17 protein-coding genes are annotated in these 16,076 nt (G+C 55.2%); 15 read left to right on the top strand and 2 right to left on the bottom strand.

Annotated features, from left to right (window positions below; translation table 11 throughout):
• The first annotated feature begins 414 nt into the window (after positions 1 to 414).
• The 3 genes from purE (at position 415) to DW732_RS01575 (ending at position 2,394) form a co-directional block, all read left to right on the top strand.
• A complete protein-coding gene (gene purE / locus DW732_RS01585; RefSeq protein ID WP_006235810.1) occupies positions 415 to 879 on the top strand; it encodes a 5-(carboxyamino)imidazole ribonucleotide mutase in 465 nt (154 codons plus the stop codon).
• A gap of 35 nt (positions 880 to 914) precedes the next feature.
• A complete protein-coding gene (locus DW732_RS01580; RefSeq protein WP_118098323.1) occupies positions 915 to 1,910 on the top strand; it encodes a class B sortase in 996 nt (331 codons plus the stop codon).
• A gap of 88 nt (positions 1,911 to 1,998) precedes the next feature.
• Positions 1,999 to 2,394, top strand: coding sequence for a molybdenum cofactor biosynthesis protein MoaE (locus DW732_RS01575; RefSeq protein ID WP_199569685.1), 396 nt, complete (start codon positions 1,999 to 2,001; stop codon positions 2,392 to 2,394).
• Positions 2,395 to 2,484: 90 nt separating this feature from the next.
• Here DW732_RS01575 and DW732_RS01570 read toward each other — a convergent pair whose 3' ends face one another.
• On the bottom strand, positions 2,485 to 3,714 hold the full coding sequence (locus tag DW732_RS01570; RefSeq protein ID WP_117743346.1) for a putative ABC transporter permease: 1,230 nt from the start codon (positions 3,712 to 3,714) through the stop codon (positions 2,485 to 2,487).
• A 286-nt stretch (positions 3,715 to 4,000) separates the two neighbouring features.
• Between DW732_RS01570 and DW732_RS01565 the strand changes: the two genes are divergently transcribed.
• The 8 genes from DW732_RS01565 to DW732_RS01535 all read left to right on the top strand — a co-directional run bounded on the left by DW732_RS01565 (position 4,001) and on the right by DW732_RS01535 (position 11,690).
• Positions 4,001 to 5,671: an amidophosphoribosyltransferase gene (locus DW732_RS01565; protein ID WP_117743345.1), complete on the top strand. Its 1,671-nt coding sequence runs from the start codon at positions 4,001 to 4,003 to the stop codon at positions 5,669 to 5,671.
• A 156-nt stretch (positions 5,672 to 5,827) separates the two neighbouring features.
• Entirely contained in the window at positions 5,828 to 6,931 is a 1,104-nt protein-coding gene (gene purM, locus DW732_RS01560; RefSeq protein ID WP_117655823.1) for a phosphoribosylformylglycinamidine cyclo-ligase, read from the top strand.
• Positions 6,921 to 7,619 carry a phosphoribosylglycinamide formyltransferase gene (gene purN / locus DW732_RS01555; RefSeq protein ID WP_118098319.1) on the top strand — a complete coding sequence of 233 codons (699 nt, stop codon included), beginning with the start codon at positions 6,921 to 6,923 and terminating at the stop codon, positions 7,617 to 7,619. Before purM ends, purN begins: the two co-directional genes overlap by 11 nt.
• 289 nt (positions 7,620 to 7,908) lie before the next feature.
• Positions 7,909 to 8,295, top strand: a complete 387-nt coding sequence (locus DW732_RS01550; protein ID WP_118098317.1) for a hypothetical protein — start codon at positions 7,909 to 7,911, stop codon at positions 8,293 to 8,295.
• A gap of 930 nt (positions 8,296 to 9,225) precedes the next feature.
• On the top strand, positions 9,226 to 9,561 hold the full coding sequence (locus tag DW732_RS09760) for a zinc-ribbon domain-containing protein (RefSeq protein WP_147356347.1): 336 nt from the start codon (positions 9,226 to 9,228) through the stop codon (positions 9,559 to 9,561).
• 13 nt (positions 9,562 to 9,574) lie between these two features.
• Positions 9,575 to 9,901: a hypothetical protein gene (locus DW732_RS01545; protein ID WP_118098315.1), complete on the top strand. Its 327-nt coding sequence runs from the start codon at positions 9,575 to 9,577 to the stop codon at positions 9,899 to 9,901.
• Between the two features lie 419 nt (positions 9,902 to 10,320).
• Complete coding sequence (locus tag DW732_RS01540) at positions 10,321 to 10,977, top strand: hypothetical protein (RefSeq protein WP_118098313.1); 657 nt, start codon at positions 10,321 to 10,323, stop codon at positions 10,975 to 10,977.
• Positions 10,978 to 11,171: 194 nt separating this feature from the next.
• A complete protein-coding gene (locus tag DW732_RS01535) occupies positions 11,172 to 11,690 on the top strand; it encodes a zinc ribbon domain-containing protein (RefSeq protein WP_118098311.1) in 519 nt (172 codons plus the stop codon).
• A gap of 10 nt (positions 11,691 to 11,700) precedes the next feature.
• Here DW732_RS01535 and DW732_RS09755 read toward each other — a convergent pair whose 3' ends face one another.
• Positions 11,701 to 12,192, bottom strand: coding sequence for a Crp/Fnr family transcriptional regulator (locus DW732_RS09755; protein WP_158567314.1), 492 nt, complete (start codon positions 12,190 to 12,192; stop codon positions 11,701 to 11,703).
• Between the two features lie 108 nt (positions 12,193 to 12,300).
• Here DW732_RS09755 and DW732_RS09750 point away from each other — a divergent pair, with 108 nt between their 5' ends.
• The 4 genes from DW732_RS09750 to DW732_RS01515 all read left to right on the top strand — a co-directional run bounded on the left by DW732_RS09750 (position 12,301) and on the right by DW732_RS01515 (position 16,065).
• A complete protein-coding gene (locus tag DW732_RS09750; RefSeq protein WP_147356345.1) occupies positions 12,301 to 12,486 on the top strand; it encodes a hypothetical protein in 186 nt (61 codons plus the stop codon).
• 258 nt (positions 12,487 to 12,744) lie between these two features.
• Positions 12,745 to 14,211 carry an ATP-binding protein gene (locus DW732_RS01525; protein ID WP_118098308.1) on the top strand — a complete coding sequence of 489 codons (1,467 nt, stop codon included), beginning with the start codon at positions 12,745 to 12,747 and terminating at the stop codon, positions 14,209 to 14,211.
• Positions 14,212 to 14,241: 30 nt separating this feature from the next.
• Positions 14,242 to 14,709: a PTS sugar transporter subunit IIA gene (locus tag DW732_RS01520; protein WP_118098306.1), complete on the top strand. Its 468-nt coding sequence runs from the start codon at positions 14,242 to 14,244 to the stop codon at positions 14,707 to 14,709.
• Between the two features lie 135 nt (positions 14,710 to 14,844).
• Complete coding sequence (locus DW732_RS01515; RefSeq protein ID WP_117743341.1) at positions 14,845 to 16,065, top strand: peptidylprolyl isomerase; 1,221 nt, start codon at positions 14,845 to 14,847, stop codon at positions 16,063 to 16,065.
• Positions 16,066 to 16,076: the final 11 nt, after the last annotated feature.

Raw genomic sequence — 16,076 nt, 5'->3', positions numbered from 1 at the left:
CCGACCTGAGTCCGATTGGGCTGAATTTGACTTTCTGAACCGGTGGAGACGCTCAAATAAGGGCGATAAAGGTCATTATGGGGCTCAAAGTGACTTCAAACCACTCTATTAGCGCCAAGAGGCACGGCCAAAAAATACGTATCTGAACTAACTGTCCACTACCCTCCGCAAACCTTTCATTCCAACCTAAATTAGCCAACGTACGTCATAGCAATTCCCGGTAGGTCCCCGGGTGCCCCGCGGCGGGCCGGGTTTATTATCGGAGCGACTTTGCGAAGCAAGGGGAGCGAAGATAAAAACCCGGCCCGCCGCGGGGCACCCGGGGACCGCAGGGACGGGAGCAGCTATACTACTCTCAGTAGTTAAGGGTCGCGGATCCGCCGCGTCATCGCTCTCAACAGGAGGTCTTTGTTTATGGCAGATCAGAAGCCGGTTGTCGGGATCATCATGGGCTCCAAGTCCGATCTGGGCGTTATGGAAGGCTGTACCGCCGAGCTCGAGGCGCTCGGTGTGCCCTATGAGCTCGTCATTGCGAGCGCGCACCGCACGCCGGCGAAGGTCCACGAGTGGGCTTCGACTGCTGCCGACCGCGGCATCAAGGTGATTATTGCTGCTGCCGGCAAGGCTGCTCACCTGGGCGGTGTCGTGGCTGCGTTTACGCCGCTGCCGGTCATCGGCGTGCCTATGAAGACGAGTGACCTGGGCGGCATGGATTCGCTGCTGTCGATGGTGCAGATGCCTTCGGGCGTGCCCGTGGCCTGTGTGGCCATCAACGGTGCCAAGAACGCCGCCATTTACGCCACGCAGATTCTGGGCGCATGCGACCCCGAGTACCGCAAGGTTATCGAGAAGATGAAGCAGGAGATGGCCGACGCCTAGGCGTTCCGCCGTTTCACCGCAGTATAAGGAGAGCCATGTCCGACTATCAGGGAAAACGATTCAAGGTTCCTCAGATTCCCGATCCGTCGAAGCCGGGTGCTGCCCGTGCGGCACAGCAGGGTCGGACATCCTCTCCTCAGCAGCCGCGCGCGCCGCGTCCCGTAACGCCGACATCCCATCGTCGTCAGGATACGCCGGCTGCGTATCGTCCTTCGTCTTATAGCACCGCTAAGAAGCCGCCCCTGTCTTCATCGCATGCCGCGCCGTCGGATTACGCCGAGCCGCCGCGCAAGAAACGCCGGTCCGTCATTCCCATTCTGCTCATCATTATCGGTATCGGTCTGATCGTTGCCGCTGCCGCCATCTTTATCAATGCGCAGATTGGCTACAAGCAGGCGAGCGAGTCGTATCAAAAGATCGAACAGCAGTATAGCGATAAGGACGCTAGCGGCGTGCCGATTATCGATTTCAATGCTCTTGCCCAGACAAATCCCGAGGTCGTCGGTTGGATTTACGTACCGGGCACCAACATTAACTATCCCGTAGTGCAGGCTACTGATAATTCCAAGTACCTCAACACGTTGTTCGATGGCACGTCCAACGCATCGGGTGCCATCTTCTTGGATTACGAGGACATTGCGCCCGGCATGGTGGATCAGCAGACTACGATCTATGGTCACCACATGAACGACGGATCGATGTTCAATGTGATCTCGGGCACGACCGATCAGGCGACGTTCGACAGCATAGAGTGCGTGTACTACATCACGCGCGACGCCACCTATAAGCTGCGTCCGCTGGCGACCAAGGTCGTTGAGGACACGTATGCCAAGGCGCGTACGCGCAATTTTGAGGGCGACGACGGGCTCAAGAACTACCTGTCCGAGATGCTCGACGGTGCCTCTGCCGTGGCGAGCGATGCGGGCGACCGCGCCGCCTCAGCAACCAAGGTCGTGACGCTCGTGACCTGTCGCTCGCTGTCGCTGAGCAACACGCGCGTCGTCATGGTGCTCACGCCGGTCGAGGAGTAGATTATCCAGGGGTAGCTAAAAGAGCCCCGTCCCAAATTAGCTACTCGCTGACGGTAAGGGAGAAATGATGCTTGAAAGTGGCAAAACGATGCCTTCGGTTGATGCTTGGCTGCGTGAGGCTAAGGCCGATGCTTCGGCGGCTGGCTGCGGTATGTACCTGACACACAACGGTGTGGTGCGTGCGACGCCCAAGGCCGAGGTGCGCGGAGTCGAGACCGATGGCGTGGCGCCTGGGCATAAGGTGGGCGGCATGGTGTTCGGCTTCGATACTCAGAAGGTGCAGGCTGCTATCGAGGCCACGCGCGCGATGCCTGGTATCGGCTATGTGCGCGTGTGGCTGGCAAGCGGCGAGCTTACCGTGGGCGACGACATCATGCTCGTGCTCATTGGCGGAGACGTTCGTCCGCACATGGTCGATGCCCTGCAGTCGCTTGTCGGCACCATCAAAAATGAGTGTGTGAGTGAGGTCGAGCGCGAGGCGTAGAGGCTTGCGTCGACAGAAGGCTCGTTTATAAAAATGCCCGCCGGTACGTGTGATACCGGCGGGCATTTTGCGTTTTGGGCGCGGTGGGCGCTACACGCGCGTCGCATCCTTGGGGCTCATGGTCATGCTCTGGAAACGATTTTCCATATACTCATTATCGAAGTACGTGCCGTAGAACTGCGCAACGGGAATATCGCTGACCGTGCCGTTGACGCGCTGGTACCAGTAATCGAGCGACTGCAGCGTCATGACGCCGTCGACCAGCATGATGATGGTAAAGATGACGGTAGCGGAGTAGCGGCTCTTCCACGGAATCATGTTGATGAGATTGAGCAGCCTCGGCAGCAGCAGCTTGATCCAGATGAGGCCACCCAGGCCCCACAGGCAGGCAAAGCCCGTGCAGGTGCGTCCGCCGGTAAGGACGGCGAGCGGGTCGGGCATGCCAAAGAGCTTCATGTGCGAGTAGTTCCACGAGACCACACCGAACGAGGTCTGCATAAACCAGCCCACGAACACCTCAAAGCTTGCGCCAAGTAGGGCACTCACCAAAAAGATAATGATGGGGTTCTTTTTGTAGAAGCGGTTGAGCACCATGGTCATGAGTACGGCGCCAAATCCGTAGATGGGGCTGAAGGGGCCAAACAGCATGCCGGCGCGGTTCTGGTAGACGCCCGGGTCGTCGACCGTCATATGCCAGATGTCCTCCAGGATCAGGCCGAGTACGCAGCAGACAAAGAATACCCAGAACAGGTTGAAGTAGTTGAGCTTGATGTAGCCTTCGCCGGTCTCATCGCGGCCGAGCATGCCCTCGGCGGCGGCGTCGCGATCGAGCATCTCCTGCAGGCGGCGCTGCAGCTCGCGCTCCTGACGAAGCGTGGGGTCGACGGTGGCCGAAAGCGCGACGAGGATGCCGAGCTGGATGGCGGGGCGCAGCAAGAACGGCCCGATACCCTGGAGCATCACGTCGACCAAAAGCTCAACGACGGTAAATGCGATAAGGATATAGGACAGGCGCGCGGCGTTGCGGCGCTGGTTCTTAATGAGGTCAAGGCCAAAGATGATCAAGATGACCGCGCTCGCCGCCGAGAGCATGATGCCGGCGACGATAAGGCCGACCGCGACGAGCGTGTTGTCGCCGAGCTTGGCGGCGGTGTTGCCGGTGATGAGCGCGGTGATGACCTGCCACATAAAGGCGGCGACCGACGGGAGCGTGCCCACGCCGGATAGAATGCACAGGGCGGCGTACACCTTAATGATCAGGGGGATCTTCTTGACCTCTGTGGCGCTGGGGACGCTGGGGTCGAGTTCATTTCGATCCATACATAACCTTTCTCGCTTTGTTGCAGGTTATAAGGATACGCCGCCGACCTGCCAAAAGACAGGACAAACGACCCAATTGCAACTTTGTAATCCCCAACGGTGGACACGGCGGCAATCTGGGGGGTGCGGGCGCTTGCACTGGACAGACCGATAAAATGTTTGACCACAAAACTGATTATTAGCTCGGTGGGCTTTTAAAAAGCGCTGTTCATGCGCGGGAGTGCTTGTCCTGCCGTGCGTATAATAAGGTGGGTAACGCCAAAATACGAGGCTCTGAGGGGATGCCATGTCTCAAGAAACCATCCGCGCGGCCGAGCGTGCCGCGGGACAGGTGAACACCATGTCGACGTATGATCCGGACTCCGACCAGCTGCATGAGGAATGTGGCATTTTCGGCGTATGGGCGCCCGATCGCGACGTGGCTCGACTGACGTACTTTGGCCTGCGTGCGCTGCAGCACCGTGGCCAGGAATCGGCGGGAATCGCCGTGGGTGACGGCGGCACGGTTATGGTCCGCAAGGATCTGGGCCTGCTCGACCGCGTGTTCTCCAACGCCGACCTGTCGACGCTCTCCGGCCAGCTGGCCGTGGGCCACGTGCGCTATGGCACCGCCGGTGCCAAGAGCTGGGAAGCCTCTCAGCCGCATCTTTCTACCATCAACAGCGTCATTATCGCGCTTGCTCACAACGGCACGCTGGTCAACACCGACGAGCTGCGCCGCCAGCTGATCGAGCTGGGCGTGCCGTTCCTCTCCAATTCGGATTCCGAGGTCGCGACCAAGCTCATCGGCTACTTTACTCAGCGTACAGGCCATCTGCGCGAGGGTATTCGTAAGACCATGGAGCTCGTGCGCGGCGGCTACGCCATGACGCTCATCAATGAGCAGGCGCTCTATGCCTTCCGCGACCCGCACGGCATTCGCCCGCTGGTGCTGGGCAAGCTCGTGGACGAGGGCCTGGACCAAGCCGATGCCGCATCCGTTTCGCAGCTGCCGTCGCAAGACGACGCCGCGACGGTCGACGCCACCACCCATGTCACGCGCGCTGGCGGCTGGGTCGTTGCCTCGGAGACCTGTGCGCTCGACATCGTGGGTGCCGAGTACGTCCGTGACGTCCGTCCCGGTGAGATTTTGCGCATCAGCGCCGAGGGCCTGGTATCCGAGCAGGGCGTACCTGCAGCCGAAGAGCCTGCCAACTGCATCTTTGAGCAGGTCTACTTCGCCCGCCCCGACTCCATCATGAACGGCAAGAGCGTCTACGCCTGCCGCTACGACATGGGTCGCCAGCTGGCACACGAGGAGCCCGTCGAGGCTGATCTGGTCATCGGCGTGCCCGACTCCGGCCTGCCGCCCGCGGAGGGGTATTCGCACGAGAGCGGCATTCCCTTTGGCGAGGGCCTCATCAAGAATCGCTATGTGGGCCGTACGTTTATCGAGCCCACGCAGGAGCTGCGCGCCATGGGCGTGCGCATGAAGCTCAACCCGCTGCGCGACAACATCGAGGGCAAGCGCCTGGTCGTCATCGACGACTCCATCGTGCGCGGCACCACCATGGTGCAGCTCGTCAAGATGCTGCGTAACGCCGGCGCCAAGGAGATTCACATTCGCATCAACTCGCCCGAGGTCATTTGGCCGTGCTTCTACGGCATCGATACCGACGTGCAGTCGCAGCTCATCAGTGCCAACAAGACGGTCGATGAGATCTGCGAGTACATTGGCGCCGATTCGCTGGCCTTCCTTTCGGTCGAGGGCTTGCTGAAGGTCATGCCCAAGGGCGGCTATTGCGATGCATGCTTTACCGGTCGCTATCCCGTGGCGATTCCCGAGAGCTTTGGCCGCGACAAATTTATGGAGGGCTTTAAGCCCCGCAACCTGGACAAGCCGCTGCACTTTGACGACGACGCCGTGGTCGAGAAATACGACGACCGCAGCTGGGAAGAGGAACACGGCGAGGCCTAAAGCCTGCCAAAAGGGACAGGTTTATTTTGGTAGGTTTTACCTGCTGTTTTGTTGATATGACGGCGCGTGCTGTTATGGCGCGCGCCGAAATGAACGCAACTATGAGCACCGTTTGGCGCCTGCGCGGCGCCACGGTAATGGGAGAGGAAGGCTCAGATGAGCGACAGCAAGCATGTGACGTATGAGGATGCCGGCGTCGATACCGCCGAGGGCGGCCGCGCCGTCGACGCGATTAAGCAGATGGTCAAGGACACCAATCGCCCCGAGGTTATCGGCGGCATCGGCGGCTTCGGTGGCCTGTTCTCGGCTGCCGCGCTTAAAGATATGGAAGACCCGATCCTGATTAGCGGCACCGACGGCGTGGGCACCAAGCTCGTGCTCGCCCAGATCATGGACCGTCACGAGACGGTGGGTCAGGATCTGGTCGCTATGTGCGTCAACGACATTCTGGCTTCGGGCGCCGAGCCGTTGTTCTTCCTGGACTACGTTGCCATCGGTCACATCGAGGCCGAGCACATGGCAAAGATCATCAAGGGTGTGGCCGATGGCTGTAAGCTCGCGGGCTGCGCGCTTGTGGGCGGCGAGATGGCCGAGCACCCGGGCGTTATGGCCCCCGCCGATTACGACCTCGCCGGCTTTACCGTGGGCGTCGTCGACCGTCCCAAGATGCTCGACCCCGCAAACGTCCGCCCGGGCGATGTGATCCTGGGCCTGCCTTCCACCGGCGTGCACTCCAACGGCTACTCGCTCGTGCGCAAGGTCATCGGCGTCGACGGCATTAAGCCGGGCACGCCCGAGGCCGCCGCTAAGGCCGAGGAGCTGAGCCGTCCGCTCGAGGAGCTCGGCGGCGCATCGCTCGCTGACGCCCTGCTTGCTCCCACGCGCATCTACGTCAAGCCGATTCTTGAGCTGCTGCGCGGCGGCGCTCCGGTGCACGCGATTGCCCACATCACCGGCGGCGGTATTACCGAGAACCTCAACCGCGCGCTCGCCGACGACGTCGACGCCGTGGTCACCCGCAACGGCGCTGAGATGGGTTGGGACGTTCCGCCCGTCATCACCTACGTGTCGCGCCAGGCTGAGCTCGCGCCCAACGAGGCGTGCAAGACCTTCAACATGGGCGTTGGCCTGTGCCTGATCGTCGCCCCCGAGGACGAGGCCGCGGTTACCGAGGCCCTGGTCGCGCTGGGCGAGAAGCCGTTCCGCGTAGGCGAGTGCGTCGAGGGTTCCGGTAAGGTCGTGTACTCCGATGAGCGCTAACGAGCAGATGGCTGCCGTCGAGGGCCTGGACTTTGTGCCCTATGCCCGTCCGACCGGCACCGATACGGACGAGCCGCTCAAGATCGGTGTGCTCATCAGCGGTTCGGGTACCAACCTGCAGGCGCTGATCGATCTGATCGCCGCCGGCAAGCTCAACGCTTCGATTGAGCTTGTGGTGTCGAGCCGTCCTTCGGCTAAGGGTTTGCAGCGCGCTGAGCGCGCGGGCATCCAGACGCTCACGCTGTCCAAGGATGTCTATGCCGACCCTATTGCCGCCGACGAGATCATCGCGCACGAGCTGCTCGAACGCGGTTGCGAGTATGTGGTCATGGCCGGCTACATGCGTATGGTGCACACGCCTCTGCTGGCGGCGTTCCCCAATCGCGTGGTCAATTTGCATCCGGCGCTGCTGCCGAGCTTTACCGGTGCGCATGCGATTGATGATGCCTTTGCGCGCGGCGTCAAGGTAACTGGCGTGACCGTGCATTTTGCCAACGAGATTTACGACAATGGCCCCATCATCGCCCAGCGTGCGCTGGCCGTCGAGGAAGGTTGGGACGTCGACACGCTCGAGGAGCACATCCATGCCATTGAGCACGTCCTGTATCCCGAGGTCGTGCAGATGCTCGCCGACGGCCGCGTCCACGTGCTGGAGAGCGGCAAGGTCGCAATTGACGCGGCGCGCTAGTCGTTGGTTTGTGTTGGCGGTTAAGTGTCGGAGGTACGCTTAACCGCCATTTTTTATGCATTGCGATCTACGTTGCTTGAGGCAAACGATTGCCACAGCTTGATGTTCATAGTCCAATTGCTTCGCCAAGAGGCGCGATCCGGCAAGAGATTAATTTAGCCTAATAGAGCCATTTGCTCTTCTTTGTGCTCGGGATACGCCGGACCATAATCAAATGATAATGCGCTAAATAATCTTATGAGGATAATCAAATTATCTTTTGTACGGGTGCTGTCTGTTGGGAGCAAAGATGGGTGCACAATTATTTTCGAGACGAACAGCAATTAAAATGGCCGTTGCCGCGGCTTCTGTCCCGCTGATTGGTCTAGTTGGATGTGGTGAGAAGTCGATTGTTGGAACTTGGGCAAACGACGACGGAGACGAAATTCTCCAATTTGATGAGAATGGTGATTGTTCGGTTCCTTTTACCTATAACGGTGCGTGGCTGGAAAGCTGCGATCGCTATACGATTCAAGAAGACGAGACATTGGTTCTAAGTAGCAGTCAAGGAAATATCAGCTCTCAACATTGGAAGAAAGCCAGCAGCAAAGAGGAAGCTGAAGAGGCGGATGATAGGCTCTATTTTCTCAATGGGGATGAGCTTATTATCAACAACGAAACGTACACGAGAGAATGAGAACTAAGACACGCCGACCGTGTGAAGACGGGGAATGCCATAGATGAATACCGTGCCGGGCTCGTGACAAACATCATTGTCACGAGCCCGGCACACATTAAAGTATAAATTGTTCACCAGTCCGCATCCTCTTTTTGCTCAGATTGAGCCGTTTGCTGCTAGTGCGGTTGTTGCTCAGATGCCGATTGAATCCGATGCTGACTTCGCGCACAGGACAGGGTTACCGGAGTCATTCCTAAAAACGATGCTATATTCCTATGGGGAATAGCATCGATCAGTCCAGGATATTCCCTCAGAAACCATTCATATCGATTCTTTGCGCTGAGGTGCCCGATGACGTTTTCGACTTTCCAGTGATTGTGTCATGCGCTCTCAAGCAACGAATTATAAATGGACAAAAGTTGAGGGGTACTTTCTGCTGCTCTGTAGAAATCCGAAATTTTAAGCTTAATGAGATTGCAATCCGTTAAAGCTTCGAAACATTCAGAAGAGAGCGTTGTTGCGTCTGCGCTTGTCATAACCGGAGTGCCGGGAACGAAGACGAGACGATCGGTTACTTCATCTCCGTCGGCTGAGAGGCCATGCGCTCCGGCTATGCCCTTTTCTAATAAATAAAAAAAGTTTGCTTCTGGCCGAAATCAGTTATTTCCGATCCTTTTTCGCGGGCAGCTTGTGGAGCTTCAAAGCGGTTCTCCTGTCGACAATTATGGCGCTTCGACTGCGGTCTGTCGCAGGGGCGTTATCAAATGCTAATGCGTGTTTGTTGCCAGTGTGGATAATCAAGTCTGCCTAAATAATTCCGTGTTTGATTTCGAACCCAAACGAGGGCTATGGCATTAAAGCCACCATGTTTTCTAGAAATTTGAACGGTGGGGCCATATCGATTGCGAGATTTTGAAGGGTTAATTGTCTCGTTGGAGGGTGGGGCTAATGAAACCAAAAAAGGAAACCGTTGCTTTGCTGTCACTTGGCTTGGGTCTTTTTGCGCTGGTCTACGGGCTAATAACAAAAGCGATGTTATCTCATCGTTATACGTTTAAAGCTCCTCTTACCAGCATGGAGCTTTCGGTTTTAGCAATTATTGGAATCGGATTCGTTCTATTGATTGTCGGTGCGCTTCTATTTATAAGCGTGCGCTATGCATCCAAGAATGTGGTTGATATTGATTCGACGCGGAATAAAGGCAAGGTATGTCCTTATTGCCAAACCCGGATTATAGGAGATGCAAAACATTGTCCGAACTGTGGTCAAGAGTTGGGTCAATAGAAAGGGGCTTGAGATGCCGAGGACAACGGTAACGATTTGTGCGCACGGTCAAATTGATACGCCAAGGGTCTTAGAGATTTGGAAGAGCATTATTGAGGGCGCCGGTTTTCAACAGAAACTAATTAAGGGTGAACCTTGTTGGTCGAAGGGCGACGGCGTGCTAATGCTGCAGCGTAATTTTACGATCGCTTTTGGCGAAAGGGAAATTGTGCTTGAGGGATGGATGGGCGATGCTCTCTTGGGCGAATCCGATTTAACGGGCGTTAATGGCTGGATGCAAAAGAAAAAGATGAAAGGGCTCCTGTCCCAAGCGGAGGGAGCAATCAGGAGCATAGTCTAGGCTGCATTAGATAGCGATATAGCGATTATTGATGACTGAAATGCATAGCTGGGCCATAAAAATATAAGAATACTGGTAGCCGGGTGCCCGATTTAATTTGGACACCCGGTGATTTCGTTTATCTTGCCAACAAGCTTTAAGTCAACGATGTTCGGCCGCCATTGGCTTCTGGAAAGACTTAGGTTAAGTGGCAAGTGATCGATGTTAAAGGTCAAGCGAAGGATATGGATATGTCACCGTCTTCGGTTGGCCGTGATTCATCTTGGCTTGATACGGGCATGCAATTTTTGTTGCGAGTGTCGTTGGGGTATGGCTTTTGTTCCATGTCGGCCAGGGGCCGAAATCTAAACAAAGTAGCCAATAGCGGCGACAAGACGATAGGACGCTAGATAAGAGCGATATTAGTGGATAGGGGTAAAATGAGAAAAGCAATCGATTTAATAGCAATTTTTTTATTTGGTGCAATGGTTGTATACATTGCATCGGTCGTTTCATCCAATGGAGCGGCGACGCAGTATGCTGTGTCGGGTTTTTGGGGCGGATGGGTGGAATCTCCAAAAATCTCAACTATCGCATTTTGGATAGTGCTCGTGTATCTTGGGCTAGTGGTATTGACTTGTTCGCTGTGCTGGAAGAGTCCCCTATTGGTGTTGGCGGTTTTAGGCGCAGTTTCGATTATGGTTCTCGTCAATCCCTCTTATTCAATTTATATCTGCTACGTAATGTTCGGTCCGGGACATTTCATTGGAGACCTGCTTATGCCCATTGCGTCATTTTGCGGATCGGTTATTTTTGGCAGTCAATTTGCCTTTGAAAACGGATATGGCTGGTTTGTAAGGCTGATTTGTGTCTTGTTCTGGTCAATGGGATTCTTGGCGATCGTTGCAGCTCCGGGCGAGTTCTTTAGCGAGCTGTTCTCCGATTCAGGAACGGCGCAGTCAACATCGAGCAGAAGCACAAGATCTGATTGCAGTGACGAGATTGATAATTTATTGCGTGATGCCAAGATAGACCGGATCCAAGAAACGTTGGATGACATTAAATACTGGGAAATTCGTAACGGAGGCCGTAAGTAGCTGTGTCGAGATTGCGCGGTTGAAACGAGAGGCATTAATGCGTGGTGCAAGACAGATGATGTCACTGTGCCGCAGCGACATCATCTGTCTGCTGGGGTGCTGCATGTAGGGGGCCAGACCACCATCGCCTTTTGCGACAATGGCTGGTTAATAATTGATTGTGATAGTTAACAGGCGGGCTATGAGGAGGATATATGCCACTGCTGCCAGTTGATCATGAGCCATTCCATCTTGATGCAGGTGAACGATCTACGCCGCGCATTGAGTTGATCTATGATCTTGAGGAAGAAGCGCGAAGACTTGAAGATGACTATCAGGTTCTAGTGGATGCGTTATGCGACGATATCGTTAAAAGCGAGGGCGAAGATGAAATACGGTCGAGTATTGAGCACCGAATCGGCATGCTGATAAACATCAAAGAGAGCCAGCGCCTCTGCTATGCCCAAATTGAAGATTTGGTGCCTAGACGTCATCCTTGTCCGGTCCCTCCAATGAAAAAACGTCCCAATTGCTGCGGTGAGGTCGAATGCCAATGCTGCGGTACAAAAAACGAGATAGATGCTCAATTCTGTAAAATATGCGCTAGCCCTATTGATATGGGCGAAATATGGCGTTATTGCAAGAAGTGTAGGATTGCATACAGTAGGGAGATCAACTTCTGTCCTGAATGCGGTTCAACAATAACCGTCGAGATTAAACGTAAAAGGAAATAGCGTTTCGTTGCTATATGCCTGCCCTTACGCGCGAAAGTGTGATTGGCGACATACCCAAAAATGATGAGATGCGCGAATGGGGAACCCTGTCGATAACCCCCGGATACTCCTCGAGAAACCATTTATAGCGGTCACGAGCTGGCAGCAGCCTAAGCGCGGATTCGGTTTTATAGTGATCGTGCCAAGCCCTTGATAGATATCGGTTAATGAGAGCTGCAAGTCCTGGATTATATTGGGCTTTATTTTGAACATCGCTTATCTTAAGAAGAACGAGCGTGCAGTCTGTTAAAGCTTCAATATAAGTCGGAGATGGAATGTCAAACTCGGGGCTAGGCATTACGGGCATGCCCGGTTCCGCCATTATGCAGTCAGTGATTTCCGAACCATCGCTTTGTAGGGAATACGAACAGGCTACCCCTTGTTTTAAAAGGTAAAACCATTTTTGTTGGGTACCCATTTCAAGGATAATTTCCCTTTTTTGAAATTGCTGGATTGAAGCCATTGCCACTAGCTCGGCTAATAGGTTTTGGTTGTCGCACGGGGCGTACTGACAGAAAAAATTCGGATCTAGGGACACGGAATCGCTCCAACGGGCACATATCGTTAACAAATGCTAACCAAGAATAAGATACGCCATCGGGGGGGGGCATTATCAAATGCTAATGAGGTTCTGGCTTTTTCGGAAATTTCAGAAATGCATAAAAATGGAGTGCCGCTGCGCCACTATTTGCCAGCTGTGTTTTTCGTTGCTGTGCCGCTGCCGCTCGATTTGTTCGAAGGACATGATGCTGGATAAGGACAACGCCCATTTACTTGGCGATAATTGCTGGTTTAATTTCATGCCCTGCTGCTTGAATTCCTTTTGACATCGGGCCATATCTTCTTGCCTGCCAATTACGGCAGTCGACTCTTTCGCAGAGAACAAAGCTTCCAGCATTGAGGTTATCTGGGAAAACGGCCAGAAAACTTGGCCTTCAGCTTCAAATTGTGCACAATTCTATTTATCATCTATTTAACATCTTGTTATCAAAATAAGCGCAAGGAGGCAGGCTCAATGAGTGAAGCAGATGGCATGGAGCTGATTTATTCGCTTATCGGCTACCCTGATGAAACCGAGTGGCTTGAGTTTAAAGAGGGTAATAGCGACCCCGTTAGAACGGGTCGTGACATCTCGGCGCTTGCCAACGCTGCCGCTTACTGCGGCCGTGCATATGCCTATAAGATCTGGGGCGTGAGCGACGATACTCATGAGCTTGTGGGCACCCAGTTCAACCCATATCACGCAAAGGGCAAGGGAAACCAAGAGCTTTTGATGTGGCTCAAGCTCGCGCTCTCAAACAATGCGAATTACGAGTTTGCGGTTATTGATCATGAGGCAAAGCGCTTTGTGGTGCTGAAAGTGCACGCCGCGAACGCTCAGCCGGTCTATTTTGATAAGACCGCCTACATCCGAGAGGGGTCTTCGACGGCAGAACTGCTTCCTGGTAGTGCGCGAGAGGCGGAGCTGTGGCGTCGCTTGCAGGCGGGGAACGCGGAGCTCGCTGTAGTTGAGAGCGATTTGACATCTCAAGAGGTCGCCGAGATACTAGATGTTGATGCGTATTTTGAGTTGTGCAGATTGAGAAGACCTGTCGATCTGGACAGAGTGATGCTTGCTCTTTGTGAACAAGAGCTGATTCGTCGTCAAGATAACGGCCGATATAGTGTGACGCGCTTGGGAATGCTTCTAGTGGGAAAAAGGCTTTCTCGCTATCCGGAGCTCAGGAAACGCACGCTGCGAATCGTGCGATATGCAGGAAAAGGCAACTTTGACATTATCGGTGATACTGAAATCGACAAGGGTTACGCTTTGGCGCTTCCACAAGCAGAGCAACTGGTCATGTCGATGATTCCGGCTGTTGAGGCACTGGATGGTGCATTTCGACGCATTCAGACGGCTTATCCTCAAAGGGCGATTCGCGAGTTGCTATCAAACGCCGTGATCCATCAAGACATTGCCGACAATACGGCGGGGCCTCTTGTTGCGATTTACGACAATCGCATTGAGGTTTCTAATCCCGGAACAACGCTTATTCCGGCAGAGCGCGTGCTCAACGCTCAGCCGAAAACGCGCAATTCGATGATGGCGTCCCTCATGCGCCAAATGGATCTTTGCGAAGAAGGCGGTACGGGCTGGGATTTAATCGTAGATTCGCTCGAAAAAGCCGGCATGCCTTCACCGGTTATCAAGAGTGAGGGAGGGCTGGGAACGCTCGTGACGCTCTATTGCGACTGTCCGTATACTCGAATGAAAAAGAGCGAGCGAAAAAATGCCGTGTACTGGCATGCCTGTCTTTTGTATGCCCAAGGTGAGTCAATGAGCAATCAGTCACTGCGAGAGCGTTTTGGTCTTTTGGACGAAAAGAAAAACACGGTGGCGATGTCTCGTCTAATCAAAGAATGCCTGGAAGGGGCGTTGATAAAGGAAGAGGATGAGGACGCGGGTTCCAAATACAAAAGGTATATTCCGTATTGGGCCTAAAGACAGGAAATGAAAAGAAGGAGGCGGCTTATGTCTGGTAATAACGAAGCATTATTTACACCTGAACTGGTGTTTTTTGATTGGGAGTGCGCGACGCCGGATGAGGTGTTTGCGCGGCTCGAGGACGAGCTTGCGCCTCGCGGCTACACTGCGCCCGGTTGGCTCGATGCCGTCCGCATGCGCGAGGATGCCTATCCCACGGGTCTTGCCATGCCGGCGGCAAATATCGCCATTCCGCATACCGATCCGGGGTTTGTAGCCAAGCCCTATATCGCGGTGGTAAAGCCCGCCGCACCCGTGACATTTAACGCTATGGCTGGCATGGGCGCTCCGGTGCCGGCGCAGATCGTCATCAATCTGGGCATCGCCGAGCCGGGCGGCCAGGTCGAGGCCCTGCAGGCGCTCATGAACATCTTTATGGACGCGGATGTCGCGGCCGATGTGCTCGGCCAGACCACACCTCAAGGCATGGTCGACGCCATCCGCCGCCACTTTTAAAGCCGGCACTTGGGGACAGTCCCTAACTGCCGGCAGAAAAGGAACGTCCCCAAGTGCCAGGGTTGCCCCCTTTGTCGCGGAGGCCGCGTTGTGACACAATGGCGTTTGTTCGATTCGTGATGCGAAAGGCCAAACATGGCAAATAAGAAAAAGAACTCCGAGGCCGCGCCGACGCCCGAGCAGCAGGCTCGCGCTGCCTCCAACTCTCGTAAGAAGCAGCGCAAGACGTACGTGTCTAAGACCGTCAAGATCGTTCTGGTGGTCATCGGCGTGCTGGCGATGCTGCTTTCCGTCTCGGCCATGGCGTGCTCCGGCCTTATGTCGCAAGCAGAGGATACCTCGGGCTACAAGCTTACCGGCGGTGTGGCTGCCACTATCAACGGCACCAACCTCACCGAGGACACCGTGACCAAGCAGATCATGAGCATGCGCACGTCCTACGGCTACACCAAGGACAAGGACTGGGCGCAGTATCTGGTCGACAACGACCTCACGCCCAAGAAGTACCGCAAGCAACTCATCGACTCCTACACGCAGCAGATTCTGCTTCAACAGGCACAGAAGGAGAACGGCGTGACGGTGTCGGACGAGGAGGTCGAGAAGGCTTGGAAGGACGCGTGCAAGAGCGCGGGCGGTGCCAAGGCCTTTAAGAAGACCCTCAAGACCTACGGCTACACCGAGGACACCTATAAGAGCTCGCTCAAGGAGAGCCTGGCGCAGCAAAAGCTCAAAGATGCCGTGGCGCCCACCAGCAAGCCCAAGGACAGCGAGATCGTCGATTACATCAACGAGAATCTGTCGAACTACAACGATGCCCGCCGCTCGTCGAACATCCTGATCAAGGTCGATTCCGACGCATCCGACGAGGACAAGGCTGCCGCCAAGGCTAAGGCGCAGGAGTGCCTGGACAAGATCAACTCCGGCGAGCTGAGCTTTGAAGACGCCGTGAAGCAGTATTCCGACGACACCGGCTCCAAGGAGAAGAAGGGTGACGTGGGCTGGGACAAGCTCACCACCTTCGTCGACAGCTACCAGGCGGCACTCGAGGGGCTCAACAAGGGCGATGTGAGCGACGTGGTCGAGTCGACGTACGGCTATCACATCATCAAGTGCACCGACTACTTCCATGTCGATAATCAGGTCGATGACATCAACCAGGTGCCCAAGGCCATCAAAAAGTACGTCTCCAACGTGGTGAAGACGCAGGCAGAGAGCACTGCGTATAGCGAGTGGCTGGAGCAGTACAAGAAGGATGCCGACATTACCGTTAACCCCATGCCCAAGGACGTGCCGTACAACGTCAGCCTGAAGGGCGTCACCAAGAGTTCGACCGACGATTCGTCGACGACTGAGTAATCATGGGGCGG

The sequence above is a fragment of the Collinsella sp. AM28-11LB genome (assembly GCF_003469895.1).
GTDB lineage: Bacteria > Actinomycetota > Coriobacteriia > Coriobacteriales > Coriobacteriaceae > Collinsella.
Note: the sequence above shows the minus strand (reverse complement) of the source record. Positions and strands in the feature narration are given on the sequence as shown.

Excerpts from the sequence above, each read along its gene's own strand:
- purE (WP_006235810.1), top strand. The coding sequence starts at position 415 with ATGGCAGATCAGAAGCCGGTTGTCGGGATCATCATGGGCTCCAAGTCC.
- DW732_RS01520 (WP_118098306.1), top strand. The coding sequence starts at position 14,242 with ATGTCTGGTAATAACGAAGCATTATTTACACCTGAACTGGTGTTTTTT.
- DW732_RS01545 (WP_118098315.1), top strand. The coding sequence starts at position 9,575 with ATGCCGAGGACAACGGTAACGATTTGTGCGCACGGTCAAATTGATACG.
- DW732_RS01575 (WP_199569685.1), top strand. The coding sequence starts at position 1,999 with ATGCCTTCGGTTGATGCTTGGCTGCGTGAGGCTAAGGCCGATGCTTCG.
- DW732_RS01525 (WP_118098308.1), top strand. The coding sequence starts at position 12,745 with ATGAGTGAAGCAGATGGCATGGAGCTGATTTATTCGCTTATCGGCTAC.
- DW732_RS01565 (WP_117743345.1), top strand. The coding sequence starts at position 4,001 with ATGTCTCAAGAAACCATCCGCGCGGCCGAGCGTGCCGCGGGACAGGTG.
- DW732_RS01580 (WP_118098323.1), top strand. The coding sequence starts at position 915 with ATGTCCGACTATCAGGGAAAACGATTCAAGGTTCCTCAGATTCCCGAT.
- DW732_RS01515 (WP_117743341.1), top strand. The coding sequence starts at position 14,845 with ATGGCAAATAAGAAAAAGAACTCCGAGGCCGCGCCGACGCCCGAGCAG.
- DW732_RS09760 (WP_147356347.1), top strand. The coding sequence starts at position 9,226 with ATGAAACCAAAAAAGGAAACCGTTGCTTTGCTGTCACTTGGCTTGGGT.
- DW732_RS01535 (WP_118098311.1), top strand. The coding sequence starts at position 11,172 with ATGCCACTGCTGCCAGTTGATCATGAGCCATTCCATCTTGATGCAGGT.
- DW732_RS01550 (WP_118098317.1), top strand. The coding sequence starts at position 7,909 with ATGGGTGCACAATTATTTTCGAGACGAACAGCAATTAAAATGGCCGTT.
- DW732_RS01570 (WP_117743346.1), bottom strand. The coding sequence starts at position 3,714 with ATGGATCGAAATGAACTCGACCCCAGCGTCCCCAGCGCCACAGAGGTC.
- DW732_RS09755 (WP_158567314.1), bottom strand. The coding sequence starts at position 12,192 with ATGGCTTCAATCCAGCAATTTCAAAAAAGGGAAATTATCCTTGAAATG.
- purM (WP_117655823.1), top strand. The coding sequence starts at position 5,828 with ATGAGCGACAGCAAGCATGTGACGTATGAGGATGCCGGCGTCGATACC.
- DW732_RS09750 (WP_147356345.1), top strand. The coding sequence starts at position 12,301 with ATGCTAACCAAGAATAAGATACGCCATCGGGGGGGGGCATTATCAAAT.
- DW732_RS01540 (WP_118098313.1), top strand. The coding sequence starts at position 10,321 with ATGAGAAAAGCAATCGATTTAATAGCAATTTTTTTATTTGGTGCAATG.
- purN (WP_118098319.1), top strand. The coding sequence starts at position 6,921 with ATGAGCGCTAACGAGCAGATGGCTGCCGTCGAGGGCCTGGACTTTGTG.